The organism is Candidatus Poribacteria bacterium (genome assembly GCA_021295755.1).
Taxonomy (GTDB): Bacteria; Poribacteria; WGA-4E; order WGA-4E; family PCPOR2b; genus PCPOR2b.
In genome coordinates this window covers 1-9,448 of sequence record JAGWBT010000131.1, presented here as the reverse complement: position 1 = coordinate 9,448, position 9,448 = coordinate 1, and the positions used below count along the sequence as shown (strand labels likewise).

The window sequence follows — 9,448 nt, the reverse complement described above, 5'->3', positions numbered from 1 at the left end:
AAATGTATGCACAGTACCTTTCAGGCACTGGCACGGAGGTTGAGTATGTTATGTACAGAGGCGAAGGGCACATCCCAATAACTGCGAACAAAGACCGCCTCGAACGAATGTTACGCTGGTTTCGGAAGTATCTTATGGAATCGAATTGACATTTTCTTGTTTAGTGAATGCTAAAAATAAGTAGACATTTACCAATAACTCCAACCTGCGGAAAATTTCCAAAGTCCCCCTGATAAGGGGGATTTAGGGGGTTGGCTGTTGTGTCTTGGGAGTGTCTAATTAATTCTGACATCTACTATAATAAATATAGATATTGAGGTGCGGCCATCGTGGAGTAGGTTTGTGATTTCGATGTGCGTAGATTAGGCAACCCCGATGCGTCGAGGTGCTGCCCCACAAATCAGAGGATCGCAGATCAGGCAATCTACGCCACGGATTGCTGCCTTCAGGATTGGTTTGCAGCTGCCGGCGGGAGGTTTCTGATGTATTGTTCTATCCCTTTGGCGATCGCTGTTGCAAGCTGGCGTTGATATGCCTTTGTCGTGAGTTTCTTCCCTTCCGCTGGATTTGAGATGAAACCGACCTCAACAAGCACTGCGGGCACTTTGGTGCCGATGAGGACCACGAAAGGCGCGTGTTTTACCCCCCGGTTCTTCACCTGTTTCCCGGATGTCAGCTGCGCCTGGATTAGCTCTGCCAGCCGGCGGCTCTCCGTACTCTTGCTTTCCTTGAGGATTCTTCCCACAAGTGCATCGAGCTCCTTCATGTCGTACTCTGCTCCGATGTTTTCGCGCATGGCAGTGATTCGGGCGGATTCGTCGGAGGCGAGGGCGAGGTAGTAGGTTTCTATGCCGGCAGCCGAACGGGCGGTGCTGGCGTTGGTGTGGATGCTGATGAATAGATCGGCTTTCTGGCTTGTCGCAAACTGTGTCCGTTTTCTGAGCGGGAGAAAGACATCGGTCTCACGCGTCAGCTGGACGTTATACCCTTTCTTAACGAGGATGTCGCGTAGTGTTTTTGATAGGCTGAGCACAATCTGTTTTTCTTGCCTCGCTTGACTCACGGCACCGGGATCTTTGCCGCCGTGTCCCGGATCGATAACGATGGTCTTGACGCTCAATCCCAGTTGCTGTGCGAGCGACGGATCGGAAACAGGTTTTGGCGCTTTCGGTGGCGCGGGTGCGGGTTTAGCCTTGCTTGGCGGCGTTACCTCTTTGTTCTCAGCAGGTGGTTTCTGTGATGGAGGCTTTGGCTTGCTCGGCAGCGTCACCGTTTTGGACTCAATAACATCAGTTTTCTTCGCAGGCGGTGCAGCAGGGACAGGTTGAGGTGCTTTTGGTGGTTCAGGAGGCGGAGGCTTGGTCACTTCTGGCGGTGTTTTGGGTATATTGGGCTGAGCAACTTCAGGCGATGCTGGAGGTGCGGTTTCAGGTGTAGAATCGACGGGGGCTTCCTTCTCCGTATGCTCGGTATCGAGGCGTGAAGCTCGTTTCTCGGCTTGGGCGACAATTTGGGGATCTTGGCTTCGTTGAGAGAGTGCCTCATAGGTAATACGTGCCAATGTGGAATAACCTTGTGCTTCGTAAGCTCTGCCGAGCCGCAGTTGTGCTTTATCAGCGACTGCGTGGTTGGGATAACGACTGATGACCGTTTGATAGTGTGGCACTGCCTTGTTATAGGTTCCAAGCCGATCATAGGAATCTCCTAGCCAGTAGTACGCCTCTGCTGCGTGTGGTGAATTGGGGTAATCTTGGCCCAGTTTCTTGAGTGCGGCGATTGCGTTGTCGAGTGCTGGCTGTTCGTTCCCTTGTCCTAACCAGAACCAGCAAGAAGCGATTGCGTATTGGGAATCGTCCGCCCACTCCCCTTCCACATCTTCGTCGATGACGCCCTGAAATTCTTCAATCAAAGAGTCCCATCCCGCTTCGGTAGATGGGATTTCTCCTTGTGCTAGTTGGTAATGCTTGGCTGCAGCTGCACGATAAAGCGCTGATGTATCGGGCGGTGCCGGTGCAGGCGGCATTGCGGGTGAGCAAGCAAGCAGCAGGGATCCGAGCAAGATAAGTGCGTATGTATCTGTTTTCATGGCTTTCCCTAAGATGCACTGGTTGTGAGTGTTGGGTTTGGCTCTCGCTATCTGTAAGAATATGGTGTTGAGCGGTAAAACTCTATTGTTCTTGATAACGGGATGCTTTCAAACGTTCAACCCAACCTACGGTGCTGATTCAATCATGTGTCGATGTAAACTGTTCGCAAGCGCGGCAAACTCGGCGATGTCAAGCGTTTCTCCACGTCGCCGTGGATCAATGCCAACCTGATCACAGATGGTGTTGAACACCTCAGCAGAGATAGAAACGCCGTTTTTCAGGAGTGCGTTTCGTAACATTTTGCGCCGAGATTGGAACGCAGCGCGGACAATCCGAAAGAATAGTGCTTCATTTTCAGCAGCGATTTGAGGGGTATCACGCATCTGCAGGCGGAGGACGGAGGAATCGACCTGCGGTGAAGGAAAAAATTGATTTGGTGGGATTGTGTGCACAATTTCAGCCTCGGCGTAGTAGGAGACACCGATGGAGAGCGCGCCATAGCGTTTGTTTCCCGGTGGAGAGATGATGCGTTCGGCGACTTCTGTCTGCATCGTTAGGACGCAGGCGCCGATTTTCTGGCGATGCTTCAATAACTCCCATAGAATCGGTGTGGTGATGTAGTAGGGTAAGTTGGCGACAATTTTGGTGTTTTGGGGTGGGAAGTCATTTAGCAGGGTAGGGAGGTCTTGTTTGAGGATATCGCCTTGGATCAGGGAGATGTGGGGTGTCCTCGAGAATTTGAGCTGTAGTTCGGCATATAGAAAATCATCGATTTCAATCGCTGCGACACTTTTAGCGGTGGCTGCTAGCACGGATGTGAGAAATCCGAGTCCTGCGCCGATCTCCAAGACGAAATCGGCATCGGTCAGCTTTGCTGCCCAAGTTATCTCCTGCAAGGTGTGTGGGTCAGTCAGGAAATGTTGACCGAGTTTCTGGTTGGGGTTTCTGCCGGTGCGTTTGAGGAATTCACGGGTTTGTTGGTAGAGTGTCATTTCGATCGATGTTGGTGTTGGCGGATGAGGGAACGCAGATCTGCGTTCCCTACGAAAACCGTGTCAAATTAGTGGATCGTTACGCCGACTTCTCGTGCGACGTGGCGGATATATTGCTGACCTGTGATGGTGTCTTCGTATGGGAAGTGCTCCACATAGAGTGTGACATCGTGGTTTAGCTCATCCAATCGTCGTAGGATGGTCGCATAGTCCATAACGCCGGATTCATAACGGTGCTCCGCTTCTTTTGCCCCCGGAACCGCTTCGTCTATGTGCACGACTGATAAGCGTCCGCTCTCGTTCTGGCGCACCGCCGATATCGACAAGTCTTTCGCATGGAGTGCGGTGATTTTATCGCCCATCTCATCGAAAATCTGATTTACCAATTCTGTTGTTCTGTAGAACAGATGGGGCCAGGTCAGGTTCACGCAATCCATCAGTGCCTTCATTCGGGATGAGGCGGCTGCGTCAAACATCTCTTTGTACCGTTCCACAGAGCAGAGCGGGCTCATGATATGGGGGTGTGCGGCAACGTCTATCTCCGCTGCTTCTGCCTCCCTTGCCAAATCCACCGCAGCGTCAAGGCATCGCTTCCATGCCTCTTCAGTCCACATTTGGGGTGTGCATCTGTAGGTCAATCCGACATTGAACCCGACGCAGTGCGCACCTAAGATCCGCGCGTGGCGCAGTTGGCGACGATAGTGTTCGATGGCTGACTGGTATTCATCTTCATCTGCTGCGCCGAAGCCGCTGTGGAATGCGCTAAACTCACCCGGACGTATGCCGTGATCTTCGAGGAATTTCCTTGCCTCCTCGACATCGGCATCGCTCCAATCAGCCGGGGTGCTCATGGAGACCGTTTTTACCTCCATGATGCTGACTTTGCGGAGAAACTCGTCCCGCTCTTCTGCGGTTTTTCCCGGATGTATATTTGGACTCATTAAAATCATCTGACCCTCCTCGTCAATAAAAGAAAAGCCTCTTGATGCTAATAGAAACGTGTGACTGTTTGATCGTGAGCATCAAGAGGCAACTAAGATAGTTCTAACAATCCGCCTCACGGATTCTGTTTTATGGCGCCCCATTTTGTCGTGAGCTTTCGATGCGGTTCTACGCCGAGAAAATCTGTTCCCGGTGCGAGCATAATTTCTTGGATGTCTTCCTCCGTGAAAGCGACCTTCCAAATCATCACCTCATCGATAGCACCTTGGAACGGTTCACCAAACGCCCCGTAGCCGCCAATCGTGATAGGACCATTGGCGGGTAGGGGTGGTTTGGAACCGTCGCCTTTAGACCAGTCCTTCGCTTCATGGCCCTTATTAACACCGCCATCTCGGCTCGATTTCTGATCTTTTCCATTCAGATAGATTTTCATCGCATCGGGATTCCCAAAAGTATTGGTGGCAGCGATATGGGTCCATGTATCTATCGGTACAGAGTCCCATATCCCTGTGACACGATGAAAGTCCAGATCCCCTTTATCTCGATAAAAGAAAGATGGATCCACAGTCTCCAAGCGAATTGCATAATTCGCTTTGATTCCGTTAGGGCTATTATAGAGAATTCCGCGAGCCCCAGGTCTTGCGACATCCATACTAACCCAAGCCATAATCGTGATTTCGTCTCCGCCTTCAAAGGCGAATACGTCATCTGTTGCGGTGCGGACGATACCGGGGTCATTGATGGCAAAACGTAAGGCTTTTCCAAATTTCCCATCGTCCCACTTCCAGTTTCCTTCCAACTTGCCGTGATTTTCAAATTTAGATATGTCCGCCGCCGTTTTTCCTCTTCCTTCGTCGAAAGGGATGTACAGAACTAAGTCCTTCGGATCCCGTTTCCCGTGGACCAAGGAGGGCGGAGTCAGGAGTAAAAGGACACCTGCTATAAACAGAAAAGAAATCTTCGCTTTCATCGGCAACCTCCTTAACCATGCCAAAGGTTCGATGGATTCTTAAAAGACTCGTTTCAGGGGCTTTGTTTTAACGTTGCCCATGTCGTTGCTAGCCTGTCACGGGGTTCGACACCGAGAAACTCTGATCCCGGTGCCAGCATAATTTCTTGGATTTCTTCCTCGGTGAAGGTTCCCTTCCAGATCATCACCTCATCAATGAGACCTTGGAATGGGTCGAGAAATTTTCCATAGCCGCCAATCGTCACGGGACCTTCGGTTACCATGGGCGGTTTCGTCCCGTCGCCTAGGGACCAATCATCAGGTTTGGTGCCTCCCTTCATGTTGGTACGTTGTGGTTTCCCATCGAGGTAGATTTTCATCGCATCAGGATTCCCAAAAGTACTGGTCGCAGCGATATGCACCCATTTATCTAGCGGTATTGCATCCCATATCCCTGTAACACGATGAAAGTCCACATCTTCATTGTCTCGATAAAAAAAAGATGGATCCACACGATCCATCCGAAGTCCGTAATTCGCTTGCGTGTCTCGAGGGCGGTTGTAGATAATCGCGCGTGCCCCGACGAGTTTGCCTCCGACATTCGCGGGATCGACATAAATCCACGCCATGAGTGTGATCTCCTCTCCCTTCTCAAAGGCAAATCTTTCGTGCTGTGGGGTTCGGACAAGCCCGGGTTCGCGACCGCAAACCAATTCTCTACAAAAATAGAGAGCTTTTCCAAATTTTCCTTCGCGCCAGTCTACTTTGCCTTCCAACTTCGCGTGATTTCTAAATCGAGATAGGTCTTTAGCCGTCTTTCCTTGGGCTCCGTCGAAGGGCAGATAGAGGATTAGATCCAATCCACGACGCTGTTTCCCGCTGACTAGGGATGGCATCAGGAACAAAAGGAAGCCCGCTATAAGCGCCAATGCTTTCATGTTTTGTACCTCCTTTTCGGTAACCAATCACAAATTTTGAGTGCTTCCCTACCGTAGTGCGTAGTATTCTGCATTGCCGAAGCCTAGCCCCATCTATCAAAGGATTGAGCATAGGAAGGCGACTCATAAATTCGATTACATCCCTGACTTTCTGCATTTATGACTGAGCCTTAATTAAAAAAGCCCCCTGATGCTGATAGGAGAGTGTATCTATTTGATATAAACATCAGGGGGCAATATTGTCATTGCGGGTTTAAGTCTATTAGTTAGAACTTCGTTTTAGTGTTGCCCACGTTGTCGCGAGCTTTCCGCGGGGTTGAACAGCGAGGAATTCGTCGGCGGGTGCCGACATAATCTCTTTGATTTCATCGGCTTCAAAGACGCCCCTCCAGATCATGACCTCATCAATGGAGCCGTGGAAGAGATGTTTGCCTCCACCTCCCCAACGGGAGCCGATATCGATCGGACCTGGTACCGCAATCGCCTTAAAATTTCCGTTGCCATGACTCCATCCACTGGGACGTTCTTCCCCATCTACATAGAACTTCATGGTGTCTCCCTTGCCCAGAATAGCGGTACACGCGACATGTACCCACTGCTTCGTTGGCAAAGGGTCACCTCTTGAGGTCTTACGATGCCAATCTGCGTCCGCTGCATCGCGATAAAATAGAGCGGGGTGCCCCGGGTCTTCTATCCGAAAACCGTAGTTTGTGAAATTTCCTTCAGGACGGTTATAGATAACTACAAACTGATTAATCCCAGCCCAAGCCCAATGGTCAGTCTCATTTTTGATCCATGCCATCAGCGTGATTTCCGCATGCCCCTTAAAGGCAAAGGCATCATTTTCTCGAGTTCGGATATTACTAGTACCTTCGGGATCGCCGTCTCCATCCTTCATGTTAAACCGTACAGCTTTCCCATATTTGCCATCAACCCATTCTCCCGCCGATAATTTGCCGTCGGCTTCGCTTTCGGACTTGTCCTCCACGGTTCTGCCGCCGCCTTCGTCAAGGGGATAATAGAGCATTAATTCCAAACCAGGGCGCTGTTTCCCGTCGCCCAACGGGATAAGGATTAAAAGGACAGCTGCTATAAACAGAACAGAAATGGTTGCTTTCATTGTTCCTTTCTCCTTTGCTATTGCTCTGTAGATACGGTTAAGGTAAAATGTGCTGCTCGCCCGTTCATTCTTTTGGGGCAAGTCGCCTATGAACTAGCCGGCAGCAGGCGCTGCCAACGCATTAGGATTGATTGTACAACCGGTTTTGAACACCTCCCTATCATGTCAGGTTTTGATACCTGTGGTTGGGGATTGGAAATCTTGCGAGTCCCACTATCTAGTATATCACAAAATCCGAATGGGTACAAAACTAAAGCAGGTTCATATTCGCAAGATGAATCTTGGGGTTTTAGCCCTAAAGGATTTTTTTGAGAGCATCCCTCCCTTTGTTTTTTCAAGATCCCAGTTTTTGTGTGGGGAATTTGTAATTGAGTCCTAATTTCTTAGTATGTGGGTTGGGGAGGATAGGAGGGATTACCAACGGTACCTAGCTCTGAGCCAGTTCAACCACGCGGTCTAGGATACGATCTGCAACTTCGCGTTTGGAGAGCAGGGGGAGTTGTTCGCAGTTTCCACGTTGGTCCAACAGGGTTACGATGTTGGTATCGCCTTCAAACCCCGCGCCTTCCGCCAATACGTCGTTTGCTACGATGAGGTCACAGTTCTTCTTGACCAATTTCTTTTGGGCGTTCTCCAAGAGGTCATTCGTTTCGGCGGCGAAACCGACCGTGATCTGTCCTTTCTTTTTGCGTTTGCCTAGGACTTGTGCGATGTCCGGGTTTTGTTCGAGTGGGATGGTCAGTTGATCGGTGGTTTTCTTGATTTTGTTCGGGGAGAACGCTTGTGGGCGATAGTCGGCGACGGCTGCTGCCATCACCACGATATCGGTCTGATCGAAGCGTTCGAGGAGTGTGTCTTGTAGCTCCAGTGTGGTTTCTATGTAGCAGGTTTCGACGCCTGTGGGTGGTGCTGCTGTTGCTGGTCCGCTGATGAGGAGAACCTCTGCACCGCGATCTCGTGCGGCTTCGGCGACCGCATATCCCATCTTTCCGCTGGATCGGTTGCTGATAAAGCGGACTGGATCGAGGTATTCCCGCGTGGGTCCTGCTGTGACAATTACCCGCTTGCCGTCTAGGTCTTTGGGTGTTTGCAACATTTGGGTGATGCGTTCCAAGATGACTTCGACTGTGTTCAAGCGTCCCATCCCCTGTTTTCCGGAGGCGAGATCGCCGCTGACAGGTTCGACAAATTGGACGCCGTGTTCCTTCAAACTTTGGATGTTCGCCGCCACAAATGGGTTTTCATACATATGTTGTTCCATCGCGGGTGCAATTAGGATTGGGCAGTGGACGGAGATTGCGACCGTGGAGAGCGCGTTGTCGGCGATGCCGTTCGCCATTTTCCCGATGATGTTTGCGGTGGCGGGAACGATTGCTAGCAGGTGCGCTTTGTCAGCGAGATCGATGTGCACCGGTTTCCAATCGGAGCCGATATCGAAAAGGTCGAGCAGGACAGGGTTTCGGGAGATGACTTGGAATTGGATCGGCTGCACCAAGCGTGTGGCGTTTTCTGTCATGACGACCAGTTGGCTCGCTAGGTCGATGGATTTATGGATGGCGATTCCGCCGGTAACGCCGAGGATGATGGTTTTATTTTCTGATGCTTCCACGAAAGGCTCCTGTTTTATTTCTCTAGGATAGTGCCCGAATCAAAGGACTATCGCAGCGCGCTGTCTTAATGGGTGTGTCTTCTCCCCGAAAACGCACACTAGCTCTTTGAAGCTGCTGAAATTCTCTCTTGTGAATTCCTTTGTGAAACAAGCATGGGAGGCATACAGCTTCAGGCGCCCCCGGTGTGAAACGCTCGGCAAAGTTCGCACCTGCTTGCAACTGCTCAGAAACCTCTGATGCTTTGACATCGCCGCCCTTGAGTTCAATCAAAACCGCAACGAGACAGTTTTGAGCGGTGTCGCAGAAGAAAATAATATAGTCGCATCGTTTCCCCATCATTCCGTGTGCTGGGAATGCACGGTCTGCGTCTATCACAACTCGAGGAGAAGGTGCCTCAGTCATGTTCACGCCACAACTGCTTCTACTCCGTAAGGTGCTCAGGTTTTCTTCGCCCACTCGTGTCCGGATTCCGTTGAGCACCTCACTCATACTTTATCTTCCTTATCTCCTGTTTTCTTATCGAGTTGGTATTGAAGATCTGCCCACCGGTTGTAGAGTGCCTCGGCAACGTCTTCGTACTCCATTGGCTCTATGCCTTTGATGCGGTCAAACTCGATTTCCTTTACTTTCCCGTTCTTTTGGAACAACCAAGCCCCGACTTCTTCTTGTTCGAGCCAGCTTGCTGGTTCACCGGTCTTCACCCCCAGTTCACCTTCCCGCATCAGGTTTCCAATCTCTTGGAGCATGAAGTCGCTATGGGTGGTTACAAGCACTCGAACGCCAGCACGGACTAAGCGAGCGATGGTCGCT

9 protein-coding genes are annotated in these 9,448 nt (G+C 50.7%); all 9 read right to left on the bottom strand.

Annotated elements, in window-relative coordinates; all coding sequences use genetic code 11:
- Positions 1 to 445: 445 nt before the first annotated feature.
- Positions 446 to 2,086: an N-acetylmuramoyl-L-alanine amidase gene (locus J4G02_17500; GenBank protein ID MCE2396334.1), complete on the bottom strand. Its 1,641-nt coding sequence runs from the start codon at positions 2,084 to 2,086 to the stop codon at positions 446 to 448.
- 126 nt (positions 2,087 to 2,212) lie between these two features.
- Positions 2,213 to 3,079, bottom strand: coding sequence for a 16S rRNA (adenine(1518)-N(6)/adenine(1519)-N(6))-dimethyltransferase RsmA (gene rsmA, locus J4G02_17495; protein ID MCE2396333.1), 867 nt, complete (start codon positions 3,077 to 3,079; stop codon positions 2,213 to 2,215).
- 68 nt (positions 3,080 to 3,147) lie between these two features.
- Complete coding sequence (locus tag J4G02_17490) at positions 3,148 to 4,029, bottom strand: sugar phosphate isomerase/epimerase (protein MCE2396332.1); 882 nt, start codon at positions 4,027 to 4,029, stop codon at positions 3,148 to 3,150.
- Positions 4,030 to 4,136: 107 nt separating this feature from the next.
- Positions 4,137 to 4,991: a LamG domain-containing protein gene (locus tag J4G02_17485; GenBank protein ID MCE2396331.1), complete on the bottom strand. Its 855-nt coding sequence runs from the start codon at positions 4,989 to 4,991 to the stop codon at positions 4,137 to 4,139.
- A 53-nt stretch (positions 4,992 to 5,044) separates the two neighbouring features.
- Positions 5,045 to 5,908: a LamG domain-containing protein gene (locus tag J4G02_17480; GenBank protein MCE2396330.1), complete on the bottom strand. Its 864-nt coding sequence runs from the start codon at positions 5,906 to 5,908 to the stop codon at positions 5,045 to 5,047.
- Between the two features lie 262 nt (positions 5,909 to 6,170).
- Positions 6,171 to 7,028 carry a LamG domain-containing protein gene (locus J4G02_17475; protein ID MCE2396329.1) on the bottom strand — a complete coding sequence of 286 codons (858 nt, stop codon included), beginning with the start codon at positions 7,026 to 7,028 and terminating at the stop codon, positions 6,171 to 6,173.
- A gap of 427 nt (positions 7,029 to 7,455) precedes the next feature.
- Entirely contained in the window at positions 7,456 to 8,637 is a 1,182-nt protein-coding gene (gene coaBC, locus J4G02_17470; protein ID MCE2396328.1) for a bifunctional phosphopantothenoylcysteine decarboxylase/phosphopantothenate--cysteine ligase CoaBC, read from the bottom strand.
- A 22-nt stretch (positions 8,638 to 8,659) separates the two neighbouring features.
- A complete protein-coding gene (locus J4G02_17465; GenBank protein MCE2396327.1) occupies positions 8,660 to 9,127 on the bottom strand; it encodes a hypothetical protein in 468 nt (155 codons plus the stop codon).
- On the bottom strand, positions 9,124 to 9,448 hold a 325-nt coding region (locus J4G02_17460), incomplete at its 5' end, for a hypothetical protein (GenBank protein ID MCE2396326.1). The genes J4G02_17465 and J4G02_17460, both read right to left, overlap by 4 nt.